Source organism: Catenulispora yoronensis, assembly GCF_039531695.1.
GTDB lineage: Bacteria > Actinomycetota > Actinomycetes > Streptomycetales > Catenulisporaceae > Catenulispora > Catenulispora yoronensis.
Genome location: NZ_BAAAQN010000012.1, coordinates 104,209 through 122,695 on the forward strand (window position 1 = coordinate 104,209; position 18,487 = coordinate 122,695).

The following is an 18,487-nucleotide window of genomic DNA, read 5'->3' on the forward strand; positions in this document are numbered from 1 at the left end:
CCGCCCCGGAACGAGAAGACCACTAAGAACCACGAGATACGGGACATCGATGTCTGACCCGCAGAACCAGGTGGGCGCCAAGACCGCGGCCGCCGTGACCGTGAACGAGCCCGGCGCGGGCAACCGCCTCGCCGGCCCGGGCACCGGCCGCGCCGTGAGCCAGCCGACCGACGCGCGCGTGGAGCGCCACACCTCCTTCGACCCCGCGGACTTCCCGGTGCTGACCGGCCGCGAGGAGGACTGGCGCTTCACCCCGCTCAAACGCCTGCGGGGACTGCACGAGGACCCGTCGGCCGACGGCAAGGTGGCCGTCGAGGTCACCGCGCCGGAGCCGGTCACGGTGGAGACCGTGGGCCGCGAGGACGCCCGCCTGGGCACGGCCGGCGCGCCGGTGGACCGCACCTCGGCCCTGGCCTGGGCGAACTTCTCGGAAGCCACCGTGGTGACGGTCCCGGCCGAGGCCGAGCTCGCCGAGCCGGTGCGGATCGCCGTCACCGGCGTCGGCGGCACCGCCTTCGGCAACGTGCTGATCGACGTCAAGCCGTTCGCCAAGGCCGTGGTGGTCCTGGACTACCAGGGCAGCGCCGTCTACTCCGAGAACGTGCAGTTCCTGGTCGGCGACAGCGCCTCGCTCACCGTCATCGCGCTGCAGGACTGGGCCGACGACGCGGTGCACCTGTCGCAGCAGCAGACCCGGCTGGCCTGCGACGCGCGGTTCCAGTCCATCAACGTCAGCTTCGGCGGCGACCTGGTCCGGCTGACCCCGCGGGTGGCGTACACCGCGCCCGGCGGCGACGCCGAGCTGCTCGGCGTCTACTTCGCCGACGCCGGCCAGCACCTGGAGCAGCGGCTGCTGGTCGACCACAGCGCCACGCACTGCAAGTCCCGCGTCACCTACAAGGGCGCGCTCCAGGGCCAGGACGCGCACACGGTGTGGGTCGGCGACGTGCTGATCCGCGCCGAGGCCGAGCAGACCGACACCTACGAGCTGAACCGCAACCTGGTGCTCACCGACGGCGCCCGCGCCGACTCGGTGCCGAACCTGGAGATCGAGACCGGCGAGATCGTCGGCGCCGGCCACGCCAGCGCCACCGGCCGGTTCGACGACGAGCAGCTGTTCTACCTCCAGGCCCGCGGCATCCCCGAGGACGAGGCCCGCCGCCTGGTGGTGCGCGGCTTCTTCGCCGACGTCATCGGCCGGATCGGCATCGCCGAGCTGGAGGAGCGGCTGATGGCCAAGGTCGAGGACGAGCTGGCCGGAGCGGTGGCGTGAGCGGGCCGCAGCACGCCGAGCAGACCTGGACCCGGGCCTGCGGGGTGTCCGAGGTGACTCCGGACCAGCCCAAGGCGGTCGTGGTCGGCGAGACCCCGGTGGCGGTGGTGCTGCACGGCGGCGAGTACTACGCGATCCACGACGTGTGCTCGCACGCCAACGTGGCGCTGTCCGAGGGCGAGGTCGTGGACTGCGAGATCGAGTGCTGGCTGCACGGCTCGATGTTCGACCTGAAGACCGGCAAGCCGTCCAGCCTGCCGGCCACCGAGCCGGTGCCGGTGTACCCCGTGAAGATCGAAGGCGATGACCTGTACGTCGCCGTGAAGGAGGCGTAACAAGTCATGGCGACTTTGGAGATCAAGGACCTGCACGTCACCGTCGAGGGCGAGGGCGGCCCGCGCGAGATCCTGCGCGGGGTGAACCTCACCGTGAAGCAGGGCGAGACGCACGCCATCATGGGCCCCAACGGCTCGGGCAAGTCCACCCTGGCCTACTCGATCGCCGGGCACCCGAAGTACACCATCACCTCGGGCACCGTGACCCTGGACGGCGAGGACGTCCTGGCGATGACCGTGGACGAGCGGGCCCGGGCCGGCATGTTCCTGGCGATGCAGTACCCGGTGGAGATCCCCGGCGTCACCGTCTCCAACTTCCTGCGCACCGCGGCGACCGCGATCCGCGGCGAGGCCCCCAAGCTCCGCACCTGGGTCAAGGAGGTCAACCAGGCCATGGAGACCATCCAGATGGACAAGGCCTTCGCCGAGCGCAACGTGAACGAGGGCTTCTCCGGCGGGGAGAAGAAGCGCCACGAGATCCTCCAGATGGAGCTGCTCAAGCCGCGGATCGCGATCCTCGACGAGACCGACTCCGGCCTGGACGTGGACGCGCTGAAGACCGTCTCCGAGGGTGTGAACCGGGTCCGCGAGAGCGGCGAGGTCGGCGTTCTGCTGATCACCCACTACACGCGGATCCTGCGCTACATCAAGCCGGACCACGTGCACGTCTTCTCCGAGGGCCGCATCGTGGAATCGGGTGGCCCGGAACTGGCCGACAAGCTGGAATCCGAGGGTTACGAAAGCTACGCCAAGGCTGGAGCCTGATTTTCCATGGTCATCACCCCTCAGTTCCTGGACACGGACCGGATCCGCGAGGACTTCCCGATCCTGCACCGCACCGTCCACGGCGACAAGAAGCTCGTCTACCTGGACAACGCGGCGACCTCGCAGTCGCCGAAGCAGGTCATCGACGCCATCGTCGAGTACTACTCGATGCACAACGCCAACGTGCACCGCGGCATCCACGTCCTGGCCGAGGAGGCGACCGCGCTGTACGAGGGCGGCCGTGACAAGGTGGCCGCGTTCATCAACGCCCCGCGCGAGGAGGTGGTGTTCACCAAGAACTCCTCCGAGGCGCTGAACCTGGTCGCCAACGTGCTGGGCTGGGCCGGCGAGCCCTACGGCATCCGCCCCGGCGACGAGATCGTGGTCACCGAGATGGAGCACCACTCCAACATCGTGCCGTGGCAGCTCACCGCCGAGCGGATCGGCGCCAAGCTGCGCTGGTTCGGGATCACCGACGAGGGCCGCCTGGACCTGTCGAACCTCGACGAGCTGATCAACGAGCGCACCAAGGTGGTCTCGCTGGTCCACATCTCCAACATCCTGGGCACCGTCAACCCGGTCGAGACGATCGTGAAGCGGGCGCACGAGGTCGGCGCGCTGGTGGTGCTGGACGCCTCGCAGTCGGCGCCGCACCAGAGGCTGGACGTGCAGGCCCTGGGCGCCGACTTCGTGGCCTTCACCGGCCACAAGATGCTCGGCCCGACCGGCATCGGCGTGCTGTGGGGCCGCCGGGACCTGCTGGAGGAGCTGCCCCCGTTCCTCGGCGGCGGCGAGATGATCCAGACCGTCACCATGGAGAAGTCCACCTACGCCGGCCTGCCGCACAAGTACGAGGCCGGCACGCCGCCGATCGCCGAGGTCGTCGCCCTGGGCGCGGCCGTGGACTACCTCAACGGCATCGGCATGGACAACGTGGCCGCGCACGAGCACGCGATCACCGAGTACGCGCTCAAGCGGCTGCAGGAGGTCGACGGGCTGCGGATCATCGGCCCGAACACCACCGACGACCGCGGCGCGGCGATCTCGTTCACGCTGGGCGACATCCACCCGCACGACGTCGGCCAGGTGCTCGACGAGCACGGCATCGCGGTGCGGGTCGGCCACCACTGCGCGCGGCCGGTGTGCGTGCGGTTCGGAATTCCCGCGACCACGCGAGCGTCGTTCTACCTGTACTCCACGCCCGCCGAGGTCGACGCCCTGATCGAGGGCCTGGACGAGGTGAAGCGGTTCTTCGGAGTCTAGAGAGCCCGACCGGGACCGCCGCGAAGGCTGGGAGGTAAGCAGAGGATGCAGCTGGAATCGATGTACCAGGAGATCATCCTGGACCACTACCGCAACCCGCACCACAAGGGCCTGCGGGAGCCGTTCGCCTCGCAGGTGCACCACGTCAACCCGACGTGCGGCGACGAGGTGACCATGCGCGTCGACCTGGACGGCGACGTGATCAGCGACATCTCCTACGAGTCCCAGGGCTGCTCGATCAGCCAGGCCTCGGCCTCGGTGCTGGCCGACCTGCTGATCGGCAAGAGCGTGCAGCAGGCGCGTGAGGTCCAGGAGACCTTCCTGCAACTGATGCAGTCCCGGGGCGAGGGCCAGGAGTTCGCCGAGGAGCACGAGGAGGTGCTGGAGGACGCGGTGGCGTTCGCCGGCGTCTCCAAGTACCCGGCCCGGGTGAAGTGCGCGCTGCTGTCGTGGATGGCGTGGAAGGACGCGACCGCCCAGGCGCTCGCGGCGGAGGACAAGAGCGACAAGAACAGGGTGAAGGCATGAGCACGACAGAGATCGCGCCCGTGGACGACGTCACCGAGGCGCTGCGCGACGTGGTGGACCCGGAGCTGGGCATCAACGTCGTGGACCTCGGCCTGGTCTACGGGCTGACGGTGGACGACGCGAACATCGCGACCGTCGACATGACGCTGACCTCGGCGGCGTGTCCGCTGCAGGACGTCATCGAGGACCAGATGCGGATGGCGCTGGACGGCCTGGTCGCCGATTTCCGGGTGAACTGGGTGTGGATGCCGCCGTGGGGTCCGGACAAGATCACCGACGACGGGCGCGAGCAGCTGCGCGCGCTCGGGTTCAACGTGTGAGCATTCACCCTGTGAGGGTTCTGCGTTCCACTGACTGAGACTCCTGATTCTCCGGCGACCCGCCGGAGGGCCGTCGGCCGCCCGATCCGTTGCGGATCGGGCGGTTTTGTCGGTGGCGGAGGGCCTGGCGAAAACGGTTCAGCTGTCGCACTCGCCGAATGCATGTGCATTTGAGTCTTGCGTAGAGCCCGGTACGTGTGGGTAGGTTGGTACCTGTTGACGTAACGAGATGGTCAAGTGCCGCGTGTTCAAAGGGGGAGCTTGTGTCCGCAACCCGACAGGCGTCGGACAAGGCCCGGGCCTCGTGCCTGCTGGCCGTCCATCTCATATTGCAGCGGCCCGACGACGGCCGGGTTCTGTTGGGCCTGCGCAAGGGCAGCGTGTGGGGCGCCGGGCGCTGGCACGTCCCCACCGGGCACGTGGAGTCCGGCGAGGACGCCATGCAGGCGCTCGTGCGCGAGGCGCGCGAGGAACTGGGTGTGCGGATCGACCCCGGTGATCTGGAACACGCGGTGACGGTCCACCACCGGGAGGCCGGCGGCGAGCCGCAGATGCAGCTGTTCTTCACCGCGAGCCGCTGGTCCGGCGGGCCGGTGAACGCCGAGCCGGGCAAATGCGAGCAGTTGGGCTGGTTCAAGGTCGACGAGCTGCCCTCGGCGACGGTCGGGTACACCCGCACCGCGCTGAGCTCCTGGCGGGCCGGACGGTCCTTCGCGGTGTGCTGGCGGGACAGCAAGCGGGTGGACCGGGGCCTGGGGAGCCGGCTGATCGCGGGGCTGCAGGCGATCTGAGACCGCCGCGTCCGGGGCCGGGCGCGGTACGGGTGGCCGGGAGCACGTCCGGCGCCCCGTAAAATGGTGCGTCGTGATCACCGCCACCGACGTCGAGCTCCGGGCCGGCAGCCGAATCCTGATCGAGAAGGCCTCCTTCCGGGTCGGCCCCGGCGACCGCATCGGCCTGGTGGGCCGCAACGGGGCCGGCAAGACCACCCTCACCAAGACCCTGGCCGGGGAGACCATCCCGGCCTCCGGGACGATCAGCCGTTCCGGCCCGGTCGGCTATCTGCCCCAGGACCCGCGCACCGGCGACATGGACGTCATAGCCCGCGACCGGATCCTGTCCGCGCGCGGCCTGGACGAGATCCGGCGCCGGATGCAGGAGAACGAGGCGCGGATGGCCTCGACCGACGTCGCCGTCCACGAGAAGGCGATGCGGCGCTACGCGCGGCTGGAGGACGAGTTCCTCGCCGCCGGCGGCTACGCCGCCGAATCCGAGGCCGCGACCATCTCCGCGGCCCTGGGACTGCCCGAGCGCGTCCTCGCCCAGCCGCTGCACACCCTGTCCGGCGGTCAGCGCCGCCGGGTGGAGCTGTCCCGGATCCTGTTCGGGGACAACGAGGTGCTGCTGCTCGACGAGCCCACCAACCACCTCGACGCCGACTCGATCGTCTGGCTGCGGGACTTCCTGAAGGCCTACAAGGGCGGGTTCATCGTCATCTCCCACGACGTGAACCTGGTCGAGTCGTGCGTGAACAAGGTGTTCCACCTGGACGCCAACCGCGCCGCCATCGACTACTACAACATGGGCTGGAAGCTCTACCTCAAGCAGCGCGAGGACGACGAGCGCCGCCGCAAGCGCGAGCGCGCGAACGCGGAGAAGAAGGCCGCGGCCCTGAACGCGCAGGCCGACAAAATGCGCGCGTCGGCGACCAAGACCGTCGCGGCGCAGAACATGGCGCGGCGGGCCGAGCGGATGCTGGCCGGGCTGGAGGAGGTGCGGCAGTCGGACAAGGTGGCCAAGCTGCGCTTCCCGACGCCGGCGCCGTGCGGGAAGACGCCGCTGATGGCCACCGGCCTGTCCAAGTCCTACGGGTCGCTGGAGGTGTTCACCGATGTCGACCTGGCGGTGGACCGGGGCTCCAAGGTGGTCATCCTCGGCCTGAACGGCGCCGGCAAGACCACCCTGCTGCGGCTGCTGGGCGGCGTGGAGCAGCCGGACACCGGCAAGGTCGAGGAGGGGCACGGGCTCAAGCTCGGCTACTACGCGCAGGAGCACGAGACGCTCGATCCCGAGCGGACGGTGCTGGAGAACATGCGCAGCGCCGCGCCGGACCTGGACCTCGCCGACGTCCGCAAGACGCTGGGCAGCTTCCTGTTCTCCGGCGACGACGTGGACAAGCCGGCGGGCGTGCTCTCCGGCGGGGAGAAGACCCGGCTGGCGCTGGCGACGCTGGTGGTCTCCACCGCGAACGTGCTGCTGCTCGACGAGCCCACCAACAACCTGGACCCGGCGTCGCGGGCGGAGATCCTCGGCGCGCTGGGGACGTATGAGGGCGCTGTCATCATGGTGACGCACGACGAGGGTGCCGTGCTGGCCCTGCAGCCGGAGCGGGTCATCCTGCTGCCGGACGGGGACGAGGACATGTGGAGCGAGCAGTACCTGGATCTGGTGTCGCTGGCCTGATCGGGCCCGGGCGGCGCGGCGCCGGGCCCCGGGCCGGCGCCGCGCCGACAGCAAGAACCTCGACCACGGGCGCGGGACGACGCCCGATGGCCTGCGATCCTTCCGGAATCATGCACGTTCTCTGATACGAAATCCGTGGCCGCCCCGCTGCCGGGCGCCCCGGCGCGGCCGCCGTTTGCCGCCCAGAGCTGCGGCGGACGGCCCGGCCCGGCCCGTGTCCGCCCGCGTGGCGCGACGGTGGCCGGCGCCGCGGGAACCCGGGATGTTTCATCGTGGGCTGATTCGATGCGGGAGCTGGATCATGCGATAGCCGGACAAATCGGAGTGATTCGCTCGTCGGATCGGGCGACGTGACATTGATGTTATGGGCAACATCGCCGAATCGGTGGCCAAGAGCGCTGCGAGGGGTGATCATGTGTAGCTAGAGCGCACATCCACTCCAGGAGGCACGTGTGGCCGAGACTCTCAAGAAGGGCAGCCGGGTGACCGGCGACGCGCGGTCGCAGCTAGCGATCGACCTCAAGGCGAAGTACGAGGCGGGTGAGTCCATCCGCGCCCTCGCGCAGTCGACGGGTCGTTCGTACGGGTTCGTGCATCGGATGCTCAGTGAATCCGGTGTGACGCTGCGGGGCCGGGGCGGCGCGACGCGTGGCAAGGCGAAGACCGCCTGACCGACGTGACGTGAGCCGGTCGGCTGGGCTCGTCAGAGCTTTCGGGCAGCCAATCGGTGTGCGAGGGGCGGGGTGCGTGATGGGCACCCCGCCCCTTGCCGTGTCGGCGCTCCAGGTCCTGCCGACCCCTCCATTGTGGGGCCTCCCGGTGGCGGAACAAGTTACCGGCCGGTAGTCTCGCTTTCCGACACGTCAGGATGCCGCTGCCGGGACCGTGGGAGACCGTGATGAGCTGGGAGAATACGACACAGCAGGCCGCGTCGGCCGGGATCGACGCGGTGCTGGAGGGGGAGTCCGCGACGGTCACGCTGAACCGGCCGGAGAAGCGGAACTCGCAGACCCCGGAGTTCTGGGCCGCGCTCGCCGCGGTGGGTGCGGCGCTGCCGGGGACGGTGCGGGTGGTGGTGCTCCGCGCGCAGGGCAAGTCGTTCTCGGCCGGGTTGGACCGGTCGATGTTCGAGGCCTTCGGGACGTTCGCCGCCGCTTCGGATTCCGAGGTCGACGCGACCATCGAGGAGTATCAGCGGGCGTTCACGTGGTGGCGTCGCAATGACCTGATCACGGTGGCGGCGGTGCAGGGCCACGCCATCGGCGCGGGTTTCCAGCTGGCTCTGGCCTGCGACCTCCGGATCGTGGCCGACGACGTGCTGTTCTGCATGAAGGAGCCGGCCCTGGGGCTGGTGCCGGACCTGGCCGGGACGCAGCCGCTGGTGGACGCCGTGGGCTACCCGCGGGCGCTGGAGATCGTGGCCACGGCGCGGTATGTGGACGCCGAGGAGGCGCTGCGGATCGGCCTGGCCAACCATGTCGTGCCGCGCGAGGAGCTGCACGCCGCGGCCGCCAAGCTGGCCGCGGACCTGCTGGCCGCCCCGCGCGGGGCGGTCACGGAGTCGAAGGCTCTGTTGCGGGGTGCGTCGGGGCGGTCGTACGACGAGCAGCGGGCTGCGGAGCGGGCGGCTCAGACTCGGCGGTTCCGGGACCTGGCCGGGACGGGAGAGTCCTGAGACTCCAGTCGCGGGACTGCCAGAAGTCCGCGATCAGCAGCAGCGCCATCGGGTACATCGGCACGAAGTAGCGCAGCGAGGTGCGCCCGGTGGCGTCCAGGATGCTCAGGAACGCGCAGGCCAGCGCCGAGCCGACGACCATGGCCGCGTAGACGCCGCGCAGGCGCCACAGGATCGCGACCGCGGTCAGCAGCCAGAGCACCTGAAGGCCGTGGTCGCCGGCGAAGGCGCCCCGGAATTCGCGCGCGAACATGTCCACCACCAGGCCCGGGATCTTGCCGAGCGTCTGCCCCAGGTGCGCCTTGACGTAGGCGACGTTGCCGAGGTGGTTGACCTCGGAGTAGTGCCGCAGCTCGTTGAACGGGAACAGCGTGCTCACCAGGCCGACGGCGGCGACCCCGACGCCCCCGGCGACCAGGGCCGGTGCCGCCCATTCGTTGGCGCGGCCCCAGGTCCTGGTGCGGATCGCGGTCCACAGCCAGGCGAAGACGATCGCGGCGGCCGGGACCGGGACGGTCTGCCGGGTGAAGGCCAGGACCACGAGCAGCACGCCGATGCAGATCAGGTCGTTGCGCGTGGTGGTCCGGCCCAGCGGCAGTCTGGTCAGGATCAGCACGATGAGCAGGGCCGCGAGGGACTCGGTGTAGAGCCCGGTCTGGAAGAACCAGAAGCTGTAGGCGATCTGGTAGAGGAGCAGCAGGGCCAGGGCGAGCTGCACCCCGAACAGGCGGGTCAGAAGGCGCATCGCGACGTAGAGGAACCCCAGCGCGCACAGCAGCGACACGATCCAGATGCCCTTGGCGCCGAAGACCCAGATGAAGGGCACGGCCAGGAACGAGTAGAAGAAGCGGGGGGCTTCCAGGTTGTGCGCGCCCGCGCCCGGCTGGCCGGCGACGCCGGTGAGGGTGCCGCGGATGCGGTCGACCGTGTCTTCCTGGTGGAAGAAGACGCCGGTCTGGCGCAGCGCCTCGTCGGTGGAGTGACCGGCGAACTTCAGGGCGGCCGCCACGTAGTAGAGCGCGTCGCCGTCCCAGAGCTTCACGCGGCTGTGCCACCACCAGTACTCGGTCACGAAGACCAGGAGCAGGATGAGCCACGCGATGGGGGGAACCTCACCGCGGGCCCGGCGGCCCAGGCGTAGGAGCGTGTCCATGGGTGAAGGGCCTGTCTGTCGGTCGCTGGACTGATCGGGACCGCGCCATTTTTGTGGAAGCGCGGTCGGATGACAACTCCGACCGGTATGGGCGGGTTGCGGGCGCCTCCGGGCCTCGGGGTGTTGGGGCGTCAGCGCCTCAGCGCATCAGGGCTTTGGCGTCATGGGCTCGGTCGAGACCCCCGCGGTCGCCGGTGTGACCGGTGTCACCGGTGTCACCGGTGCCGGCCGCGGCCGCTTGGCCGCACGCCCGTCGCCCGACGACTTGCCGCGCAGCCGACGGCCGATCCACGGCAGCAGGTAGATCCGGACCCAGCGCAGGTCCTGGCGGCGGGCCCGGAGCCAGGGGGCGGGCCGGGCCGAGGGCAGCTCGGCACGCCAGTCGAAGTCCGGTTCGGCGCCCAGCGCCTGGAGCACCGCCTCGGCGACCCGCCGGTGTCCCTCGGGCGACAGATGGAGACGGTCCTCCGCCCACAGGCGGGGGTCGTCGAAGACCTGCGCGGTGAACAGGTCCACGACCACGACGCCGTGCGACTCGGCGAACTCGTCGACCAGCCGCATCAGGTGCCTGGTGTTGGGCATCAGGCGCTGCGAGCCGCGCATCCGGCGGCGCGGGTCGGTCGGACGGAACATGACGATCGTGGCCTTGTCCGTGGCCAGCTGCTCCAGGCAGGAGCGCAGCTTGGCCTCGACCAGCTCGATGTCGCAGCGCGGACGCAGCACGTCGTTGAGGCCGCCGGCCAGCGTGACCAGGTCGGCGTCCAGGGCGGCGGCGGCCGGCACCTGGTCGTGCTCGATCTGGCCGATAAGCTTGCCGCGGACCGCGAGGTTCGCGTAGCGCAGGGCCGGGTCGTCCCGGGTGAGGCGCTCGGCCACCCGGTCCGCCCAGCCGCGGAAGCTGCCGTCCGGCAGCACGTCGTCGCACATGCCCTCGGTGAAGGAGTCCCCGACCGAGACCATGAGCTTGCCCTGGCGGGCATTCAGCGTCGTGAAGTCCATGGTGATCAGATTTTAGCGGCGGTAGTTTCCAGGTTCATGGCGGGAATGGCGGACCGGTGCTTTCGCATTGACCATGTGGCTGCGCGGGTGCGCCGCTGTGAGAGGGAGTGACGCTGGTGTCGATGGGTGGCCCCCAGATGGGGATGATGATGCGGGGTGCCCGAGGCCGGGACGACAAGGAGATCCTGAACCACAAGCTCGCTCCCGGGACCATCAAGCGGATCATGGGGATCGCGCGGCCGTACCGGCTGCTGATCGGGCTGTTCCTGGCCGTCGTGGTCGGGGACGCGGTGCTGGTCGTGCTGCCGCCGTTGCTGTCGCAGCAGCTGGTCGACGACGGGGTGCTCAAGGGCGACAAGGGCCTGGTCACGCGGCTGGCGCTGATCATCGCGGCGGTGGCCGTGGCCGATGCCGGGGCGTCGCTGGTGCAGCGGTTCCTGTCCTCGCGGATCGGTGAAGGGCTCATCTACGACCTGCGTACGCGGGTCTTCGCGCATGTGCAGCGGATGCCCATCGCGTTCTTCACGCGGACCCAGACCGGCGCGCTGATCTCCCGGCTGAACAGCGACGTGATCGGCGCGCAGCAGGCGTTCACCTCGGTGCTGTCCAACGTGGTCTCGAACGTGATCAGCCTGGTGCTGGTCGCCGGGACCATGTTCTACCTGTCCTGGCAGATCACGCTGCTCTCGCTGCTGCTCCTGCCGGTGTTCCTGGTGCCGGCGCGGCGCGTCGGCAAGCGGATGCAGGGCCAGGTCCGCAAGCAGATGACGCTGAACGCCGACATGTCGGCGATGATGACCGAGCGCTTCAACGTCTCCGGCGCGCTGCTGACCAAGCTGTTCGGCCGTCCCGAGGAGGAGGACGCGGAGTTCGCCGAGAAGGCGGCCGGGGTCCGGGACGCAGGCGTCACGATCGCGCTGACCGGCGCCGCGTTCATGACCGTGCTGTCGCTCGTCGCCTCGCTGGCCACCGCGCTGACCTACCTGATCGGCGGCCACCTGGCGATCAGCAAGTCGATCACGCTGGGCACCCTGATGGCGCTGGCGGCGCTGCTGGGCCGGCTGTACGGGCCGCTGACGGCGCTGACGAACGTGCGGATCACCGTGATGTCGGCGCTGGTGTCCTTCGATCGAGTGTTCGAGGTGCTGGACCTGGAGCCGATGATCAAGGAGAAGCCGGACGCCGGGCGGGTGCCCGAGGGGCAGGTCGCCGTCGAGTTCGAGGACGTGGCCTTCCGGTACCCGGCCGCGGACGAGGTCTCGCTGGCGTCGCTGGAGTCGGTGGCGCGGCTGGACCAGGCGCCGTCGGCGCAGGTGCTGCGCGGCGTGACCTTCCGGGCCGCGCCGGGGGAGATGGTGGCCCTGGTCGGGCCGTCCGGAGCCGGCAAGACGACGATCACGTCGCTGGCGAACCGCCTGTACGACCCGACCGAGGGCGCGGTGCGCATCGGCGGCGTCGACATCCGCGACGTGACGCTGGAATCGCTGCACGCCACGGTCGGGACCGTGACGCAGGACGCGCACATGTTCCACACCACGATCCGCGGCAACCTGCTCTACGCGCGGCCGACCGCGACCGAGGAGGAGCTGGTCGACGCGCTGCGGGACGCGCAGATCCTGGACCTGGTCAGGACGCTCCCGGACGGCCTGGACACCGTGGTCGGCGACCGCGGCTACCGGCTGTCCGGCGGGGAGAAGCAGCGCCTGGCCATCGCCCGGCTGCTGCTCAAGGCGCCGAGCGTGGTCGTGCTCGACGAGGCCACGGCGCACCTGGACTCGGAGTCCGAGGCCGCGGTGCAGCGCGCGCTGGCGCGGGCGCTCCAGGGCCGGACGTCGCTGGTGATCGCGCACCGGCTGTCGACGGTGCGGGACGCGGACCAGATCCTCGTGGTCGAGGACGGCCGGATCGTCGAGCAGGGGCGGCACGAGGAGCTGCTGGCCGCGGGCGGGCTCTATGCCGAGCTCTACCGGGTGCAGTTCCAGGGGCAGGAGGGCATTCCGGCCTAGCGGATCGGATCGGTCCGCATTCCGACTGCCGCTTCGCGGGCGCGACCTGGATCAGGGTCGCGCCCGCGAGGCGGCAGTCGTCGTTCGCAGACTTCTGCGAGCTCCCCGCGGATCGGACCGCACCCGAACCCGCCGCCACCGCATCTCTACCGGTGACTGCAGTCGGAAGAACAGCCCTTCACACCGCCGGGGGACCCAGGTTGGAAGCCAGGGAAGAGTTCACGGAGTACGCGGCCGCCTCGGCCAAGCGGCTCCGCGACATCGCCTATCTCATGTGCCGGGATTGGCACCAGGCTCAAGACCTGACCCAGGCGGCGTTGGCGAAGGTGTACGTGGCCTGGCCGCGCATCTCCCGGCGCGAGAGCGTCGATGCCTATGCCCGGCAGGTCCTGCTCCGCGAGTTCCTCAGCGGGCGGCGGCGGCTCAGCTCCACCGAGCGGCCGATCGCCGAGGTGCCGGAGCGGGTCGGCCGGGAGGACCAGGCCGATCTGCGGCTGACGCTGCTCGACGCGCTGGCGACGCTCTCGCCGAACCAGCGCGCGGCCTTGGTCCTGCGGTACTGGGAGGACCGCAGCGTCGAGCACGTCGCCGAGATCATGCGCACCTCGCCCGGCTCGGTAAAGAGCCTGTGCTTCCGGGGACTCCAAGTGCTGCGCGCGCAGCTCGGAACGGAGTTCCTGGCCGACCGGTGAGCTCCGGTCCGGCGTCCTTCGAGCTCGGGCGCCGGCCGGCTCACCGTCCCACCGACGCAGATCACTTATTCGTCTCATGGAGGACCAGATGCAGGAAGAGGACTTCCGCGCCCGGCTGGACGCGGAACTCGACGCGGAGCTCGGACCGCCGATCGGCACGCTGGTGGCCGCCGCGACGGCGGCCGGCGAGCGGCGGCGGCGCCGTCGCACGATCGTCCAGCTCACGGCGGGCACCGCCGGGGTGGCCGCGGTCGCGGTCGGCGCGGTGTTCGCGGCCGGGCATGTCGGCTCGGGCCCCGGCGCGCCGGCGGCGGTCGGCCCGGGAGTGGGCGCGGTGGCCGCGCCGAGGACCACTGCGCCGCCGACTCCGGCTGTCACGCCGACCACGCCGACCACGTCCCCGGCCACGCCGGCCACGGAGACGTCGACGCCCCTGCCGGGCACCAGCACCTCCGGACAGCTGCCCACCGAGTACGAATCGTCGGAGATCGGCGATCTGCCGCCGGTGCCCTCGGGCCAGGCCCGCACCACCGCGCAGTCGATGCTTCTGCTGCTGGAGCAGAACGTCACCAGGGTCGGCGGCCCGGGCGACTTCAGCCACACGTTCGGCTACGCGCCCACCGGGAACCCCGGGGAGGCGCAGAAGACCATGTTCCTCGGCGACCTCTACTGGAACCACACCACCATCTCGGTCAGCTACACGCTGCCCCCGAAGAAGCAGGCCGACCCGAAGAAGAAGGTGCCGCCGGGCGGCGACGTCTTCCGGTGGGACACGCCGGGGGTCACCGGCACGTCCGAGGTGAAGCTGGCCAAGTCCGCGCGCGGTGTCGAGCTGACCCGGACCGACGGCTCGCGGGTGATGGTCCTGGAGACCAACGGTCCGGGGAACGGCCTGGCCGGGCCCGACCGCGCCGACCTGCCGCTGACCAGCGACCAGTTGCTGTCCATCGCGCGGGACTCGCGCTGGGAGGCGTCGATGGGCGCGGACTTCGTGGCGCAGGCGCAGACCGCGATCGAGCTCGAATCCACGCCCTACTAGCACCCCGTTCGACCTGATGGCCGGGCGCCGCGACCCCGGAAGGGGTCGGAAGGGGGTGTCCCCGGGACCGCCGTCCCGGGGACACCCCGCCGGTGCGTCAGCGGCTCTTGCGCAAAGCGGTGAACCCGAACTCCATCGCCACCGGGGACGGCTGGCGGACCAGGGTGGTGGAGCGCGGGCGGCGCGCCACCCGGGTCTCGCCCTCGGTCTCGCCGCTCTCGCCGGAGTCGATCACGCGGTCGAAGTCGATGCGGCGGGCCTCGGGGATCTCCTCGCGCAGCACGCGCGCGATGTCGGGCCAAATGCCGGCGCGCTGCCAGTCGCGCAGCCGGCGCCAGCAGGTCATGCCGCTGCCGTACTCCAGCTCCTGGGGCAGCTTCTCGAAGCCGATGCGGCGGCCCAGCACCACCAGGATGCCGTTGAGCACGGCCCGGTCGTCCAGCGGCTTGCGGCCGGGGTTGCGGCGGCGGCGCGGGCGCTCGGGAAGCAGGGCGCTGATCCGCTCCCAGGCCCGGTCGGTCACCACCGGGTCCGGATGCCCGGTCCGGCGCAGCCGGGGCAGCGGCGTGTTGGCGCTGGTGGTGGCCGGGTCGCGGCGGGGGGCCGGGACGCCGAGCAGGACCGCGCTGTGTACGTCGGGCGGGTCGATGCGCGGTGGGGTGTGGGGCACGTATCGCCCAACGCGGTCGAAACAGCAGACGTCACGCTTTCGGGTCGGTTGTCACCCATTGGAGGCAGACGTGCGCGACGCGTAGCGTTAGTGTGGGCCCTGGGTTGCCGCGGTGGGATGGCTGGCGCTTATACGCCGAAAGGACTAGGTGGGGACTAGATCGGCATGGTTCGGCAACCTTACGGGTCCGGGTTTCGTCAGAATGTTGAGTGCGGGGTGCGATCGGGGGTAGCCGGGGGCTGCTCTGCAAGCCGGTACGACGACTCTCTTCTTGGGGGGAACCGCAAGTGGGAACGAACGGACGCCATGCCGCCGAGGCGCGCAGGAGCTGGCCGGAGGGGGATCCGGTCGCGGTGGCGATGGTGGGTCTGCTCGATGTGGAGCTGCGCCGCCGGGGCTGCGCCTGGTCGATCGTGGAAGAAGGGCTGATCGAGGTCTACGGGCCGCACCGGGGGCGGTGGCCGCTGGCCGCGCTCAAGCGGCGGATGGAGGTCGCCGAGAAGGCGGACTGGCCGGAGCTGGTCGAGGAGCTGGTGCTGGCCCGGGTGGACCCGACCGGGTTCTACGCCTCGTCGGTGTCCGCCACCGGCGACCACGACTCGGAGTGGGCCTCGGTCCGGGGCCGGATCCGGGCCCGGCTGTTCGGCGGCGAGGACGCCGATTCGGCGGCGCTGGCCGGGATAGAGCACCGGTTCTGCGCCGAGGGCCTGGTGGAGGTGCTGGAGCTGGTGCCGCCGTCGCCGCTGCGCGATCCGCTGGGCGCCGGCGTGCGCTGGTACCGGCCCGAGGAGGGCCCGGTGGCCTACGGCGACCTGGCCCGGTGGAAGGTGACGGCGCGCGAGGCGTACCGCACGGCACGGGAGAACGTGCGGCGCGAAGGGCTGCTGGAGACCCGGCGGCTGGAGGCGGACGGCGTCGGGATCACGGTGGTGCGCGGCGGCTCCGGCTATGTGCCGACGCACTCCTTCTGGCTGCCCGACTACGTGCCCGTCGACAGCAACGGCGCGCTGGTGGTGATACCGAATCGGGGACTGTTCGCGGCGCACCCGGTCCGGGGTCCGGAGGCGGTGCCGGCCGCCGGGGGCCTGCTGCGGCTGGCCCGGCGGCAGTACGAGTCCGGGGTCGGTCCGGTGAGCGACCAGCTGTTCTGGTGGCGGGACGGGGTGCTGTACCGGCAGGGCTCGCAGCGCGGCGCGGACGGGATCCGGTTCGAGCCGACGCAGGAGCTGGCCGACGTGCTCAGGGCGCTGGCGCGGTAGCGGGCGCGGTGGCGGTGGCCGGGTCCGGGGCGTTGGCGTTGGCCCGGTCTGGGTCCGGGTCCGGAGCGTTCGCGTCGGCGGGCTGCGCGGCGGGCTTCGTGGTCGGCTCGGCGGGCTCGTCCGACTCGTCGAGTTCATCGAGTTCGTCGTCCTCGGCGGCCTCGGCCGCCTCGCGGACCCGGTGCTGGGCCTCGCGCCGGATGATCGTCACCCAACCGCCGATCGCGATCAGGCAGAACAGCCACCACTGGAACCAGTACGACAAATACGGTCCCTCGTCGAGCGAGGGCTTGTCGATCGGCGTGATCCGCGCGGCGTCGGCCGGCTGCGAAGTGATCACCTCGGTGTAGCCGCCGCGCAGCGTCAGGCCGGTCTTGGCGGCCAGCGAGTCGGTGTTGACCAGGCTGATCTGGCCGGCCGGCAGCCCGGAGGTGACGTCGCGGATGCCGGTGTTGCCCTTGGTCTCGGACTGCTGGAGCCGCCCGGTGAGCGCCACCCGGCCGGCCGGCGGCGCCGGGATGGCCGGCGACTGCTGCTGGTCGGCGCTGTCGGTCGGGATCCAGCCCCGGTTCACCAGCACCGAGGTGCCGTCGGACAACGTCAGCGGCGTGATGATCCAGAACCCGGGATTGCCGTTGACCTGGTGGTTGCGGGCCAGGAACTGGTGTCCGGGATCGTAGACGCCGGCCAGCGTGACCTGCTTCCAGCGGCTGGTCCGGACCACCGGGGCCCCGACCGCGTCGACCCCCTCGATCGGGACCGGCGCGGCGTCCATGGCGGTCCTGATGACCGCGTTCTCCGCCTTCCGCTCGTGGTAGCGGCCCCGCTGCCACATCCCCAGGCCGATGAAGGCGGGGATGAGGACCAGCCAGATCAGCACATGAAGGCGGACCCAGCGCCACGAGAAGACGAAACGGTACACGCGCCGACGTTACCCGACCCCCGCGCGGCGTCCGGCGCCAGGTCGTACTAATCGCCTCGGCCCCGATGGGCGGCCCCGGCCCCGTCGGCGGTCTCAGCCCCGCCTGAGCCCGGTGACGATGCCGAGCACCACCACCGCCACCCCGGCGAGCTGCGCCGCGCCCGGCGTGCCGACGCCGAGGACCGCGCTGGCCGCGCAGGCCGACACCGGCACCGCGCCGATCAGCAGACCCGCGCGCTGCGGGCCCAGGCCGCTGAGCGCCCGGTACCAGAGCAGGAAGGCGCCGACGGTGAGCGGGAGCGCGAGGTAGAACAGCGCCGCGGCCTCGGCGGCCGTGGGCATCCGCACCATCGCGGTGCCGTCCGTGGCCAGGCCCGCGATCAGCAGGGCCGGGACGGCGATGACGCAGAGGTAGGCGGAGACCCGCAGCTCCCCGAACTTCGGCAGCAGCGGGACCGCGAGCAGCGAGAACAGCGACTCGCAGGCCAGCACCAGCACGGCGAACACCAGGCCGATCGCGCTGCCGTGTCCGAAGCCCTGCACCATCGCGCTGCCCGCGACCACCAGCCCGGCCGCGCCGAGGACCGCGCCGCGCCGCATCCGCTGGCCGGACCGGGTGACCAGCGGTCCGGCGATCGCCAGCACCAGCGGGGAACAGGCGACGACGCTGCCGAGGGTGGCGGCGTCGGTGTGCCGGAGCGCGGCCAGCACGAAGATGTTGAACAGGACCAGCCCGGCCGCCGAGAGCATGGCCAGCTGGAGCCACTCGCGGGCGGTCGGGCGGATCCGGGGCAGATTGCGGCGACGGACTATGAGGGCGAAGACCGCGGAGGCGAGCATGTAGCGCAGCGCCTGGCCGCCGAGCACCGGGTAGTCGGTCAGGCGGGCGCTCACCGCGGTGGAGGCGCCGAGGATCGACATGCCCAGGGCGCCTTCGAGGACGTGGCGGGCGCTGCGGGGCCGGGCTGCGGAGTTGGCGGCGGTGCCAGTGGCGGGGTCCGCCGTGATGGCCGCCGCGATGTCCGCCGTGATGGCCGTGGCCGGGGAGGTGGTGGGCACGAGGGACAAGCCGGCCGCCAGTGCACCCTCTTCCGTGATCGTCGACATGCTGCGAGGCTAAGCTTG

General features: G+C 71.1%; 18 protein-coding genes and 1 pseudogene. 14 read left to right on the forward strand and 5 right to left on the reverse strand.

Annotated features, from left to right (window positions below; translation table 11 throughout):
* Window positions 1-49 precede the first annotated feature (49 nt).
* From sufD to ABD481_RS12895, 10 genes are all read left to right on the forward strand, one after another.
* Window positions 50-1,273 (forward strand): Fe-S cluster assembly protein SufD, encoded by a 1,224-nt coding sequence (sufD, locus tag ABD481_RS12850; RefSeq protein WP_344665835.1) that lies wholly within the window; start codon window positions 50-52, stop codon window positions 1,271-1,273.
* Window positions 1,270-1,608 (forward strand): non-heme iron oxygenase ferredoxin subunit, encoded by a 339-nt coding sequence (locus ABD481_RS12855; protein WP_344665836.1) that lies wholly within the window; start codon window positions 1,270-1,272, stop codon window positions 1,606-1,608. Before sufD ends, ABD481_RS12855 begins: the two co-directional genes overlap by 4 nt.
* Before the next feature lie 6 nt (window positions 1,609-1,614).
* Entirely contained in the window at window positions 1,615-2,373 is a 759-nt protein-coding gene (gene sufC, locus ABD481_RS12860) for a Fe-S cluster assembly ATPase SufC (protein ID WP_344665837.1), read from the forward strand.
* 6 nt (window positions 2,374-2,379) lie between these two features.
* Window positions 2,380-3,636, forward strand: coding sequence for a cysteine desulfurase (locus ABD481_RS12865; RefSeq protein WP_344665838.1), 1,257 nt, complete (start codon window positions 2,380-2,382; stop codon window positions 3,634-3,636).
* Window positions 3,637-3,681: 45 nt separating this feature from the next.
* Complete coding sequence (gene sufU, locus ABD481_RS12870; protein WP_344665839.1) at window positions 3,682-4,164, forward strand: Fe-S cluster assembly sulfur transfer protein SufU; 483 nt, start codon at window positions 3,682-3,684, stop codon at window positions 4,162-4,164.
* Entirely contained in the window at window positions 4,161-4,484 is a 324-nt protein-coding gene (locus ABD481_RS12875; RefSeq protein WP_344665840.1) for a metal-sulfur cluster assembly factor, read from the forward strand. The genes sufU and ABD481_RS12875 overlap by 4 nt, the downstream gene beginning before the upstream one ends.
* Window positions 4,485-4,747: 263 nt before the next feature.
* On the forward strand, window positions 4,748-5,275 hold the full coding sequence (locus tag ABD481_RS12880; RefSeq protein WP_344665841.1) for an NUDIX hydrolase: 528 nt from the start codon (window positions 4,748-4,750) through the stop codon (window positions 5,273-5,275).
* 73 nt (window positions 5,276-5,348) lie between these two features.
* Window positions 5,349-6,947, forward strand: coding sequence for an ABC-F family ATP-binding cassette domain-containing protein (locus ABD481_RS12885; RefSeq protein ID WP_344665842.1), 1,599 nt, complete (start codon window positions 5,349-5,351; stop codon window positions 6,945-6,947).
* A 452-nt stretch (window positions 6,948-7,399) separates the two neighbouring features.
* Complete coding sequence (locus tag ABD481_RS12890; protein WP_344665843.1) at window positions 7,400-7,618, forward strand: helix-turn-helix domain-containing protein; 219 nt, start codon at window positions 7,400-7,402, stop codon at window positions 7,616-7,618.
* Between the two features lie 227 nt (window positions 7,619-7,845).
* Complete coding sequence (locus ABD481_RS12895; RefSeq protein WP_344665844.1) at window positions 7,846-8,622, forward strand: enoyl-CoA hydratase/isomerase family protein; 777 nt, start codon at window positions 7,846-7,848, stop codon at window positions 8,620-8,622.
* Window positions 8,623-9,088: 466 nt separating this feature from the next.
* On the opposite strand, the pseudogene ABD481_RS12900 reads toward ABD481_RS12895, so the two are convergent.
* Window positions 9,089-9,775, reverse strand: a pseudogene (locus ABD481_RS12900) (hypothetical protein); the annotation flags it as partial.
* A 147-nt stretch (window positions 9,776-9,922) separates the two neighbouring features.
* Window positions 9,923-10,774, reverse strand: a complete 852-nt coding sequence (locus ABD481_RS12905) for an SGNH/GDSL hydrolase family protein (protein WP_344665845.1) — start codon at window positions 10,772-10,774, stop codon at window positions 9,923-9,925.
* Between the two features lie 122 nt (window positions 10,775-10,896).
* Here ABD481_RS12905 and ABD481_RS12910 point away from each other — a divergent pair, with 122 nt between their 5' ends.
* From ABD481_RS12910 to ABD481_RS12920, 3 genes are all read left to right on the forward strand, one after another.
* A complete protein-coding gene (locus ABD481_RS12910) occupies window positions 10,897-12,780 on the forward strand; it encodes an ABC transporter ATP-binding protein (RefSeq protein ID WP_344665846.1) in 1,884 nt (627 codons plus the stop codon).
* A gap of 200 nt (window positions 12,781-12,980) precedes the next feature.
* Window positions 12,981-13,472 carry a SigE family RNA polymerase sigma factor gene (locus ABD481_RS12915; protein WP_344665847.1) on the forward strand — a complete coding sequence of 164 codons (492 nt, stop codon included), beginning with the start codon at window positions 12,981-12,983 and terminating at the stop codon, window positions 13,470-13,472.
* Window positions 13,473-13,560: 88 nt separating this feature from the next.
* On the forward strand, window positions 13,561-14,511 hold the full coding sequence (locus ABD481_RS12920) for a hypothetical protein (RefSeq protein WP_344665848.1): 951 nt from the start codon (window positions 13,561-13,563) through the stop codon (window positions 14,509-14,511).
* A gap of 97 nt (window positions 14,512-14,608) precedes the next feature.
* On the opposite strand, the gene ABD481_RS12925 is transcribed toward ABD481_RS12920, so the two are convergent.
* The gene (locus tag ABD481_RS12925) at window positions 14,609-15,181 is read right to left on the reverse strand and encodes a transposase (protein ID WP_344665849.1); all 573 of its coding nucleotides are present in this window, start codon (window positions 15,179-15,181) and stop codon (window positions 14,609-14,611) included.
* A gap of 287 nt (window positions 15,182-15,468) precedes the next feature.
* Here ABD481_RS12925 and ABD481_RS12930 point away from each other — a divergent pair, with 287 nt between their 5' ends.
* Window positions 15,469-16,440: a VOC family protein gene (locus tag ABD481_RS12930; RefSeq protein WP_344665850.1), complete on the forward strand. Its 972-nt coding sequence runs from the start codon at window positions 15,469-15,471 to the stop codon at window positions 16,438-16,440.
* Here ABD481_RS12930 and ABD481_RS12935 read toward each other — a convergent pair.
* Together ABD481_RS12935 and ABD481_RS12940 are read right to left on the reverse strand one after the other, a co-directional pair.
* The gene (locus ABD481_RS12935) at window positions 16,421-17,362 is read right to left on the reverse strand and encodes an SURF1 family cytochrome oxidase biogenesis protein (protein ID WP_344665851.1); all 942 of its coding nucleotides are present in this window, start codon (window positions 17,360-17,362) and stop codon (window positions 16,421-16,423) included. The genes ABD481_RS12930 and ABD481_RS12935 overlap by 20 nt on opposite strands.
* A 93-nt stretch (window positions 17,363-17,455) precedes the next feature.
* Entirely contained in the window at window positions 17,456-18,469 is a 1,014-nt protein-coding gene (locus ABD481_RS12940) for a DMT family transporter (protein WP_344665852.1), read from the reverse strand.
* Window positions 18,470-18,487 lie beyond the last annotated feature (18 nt).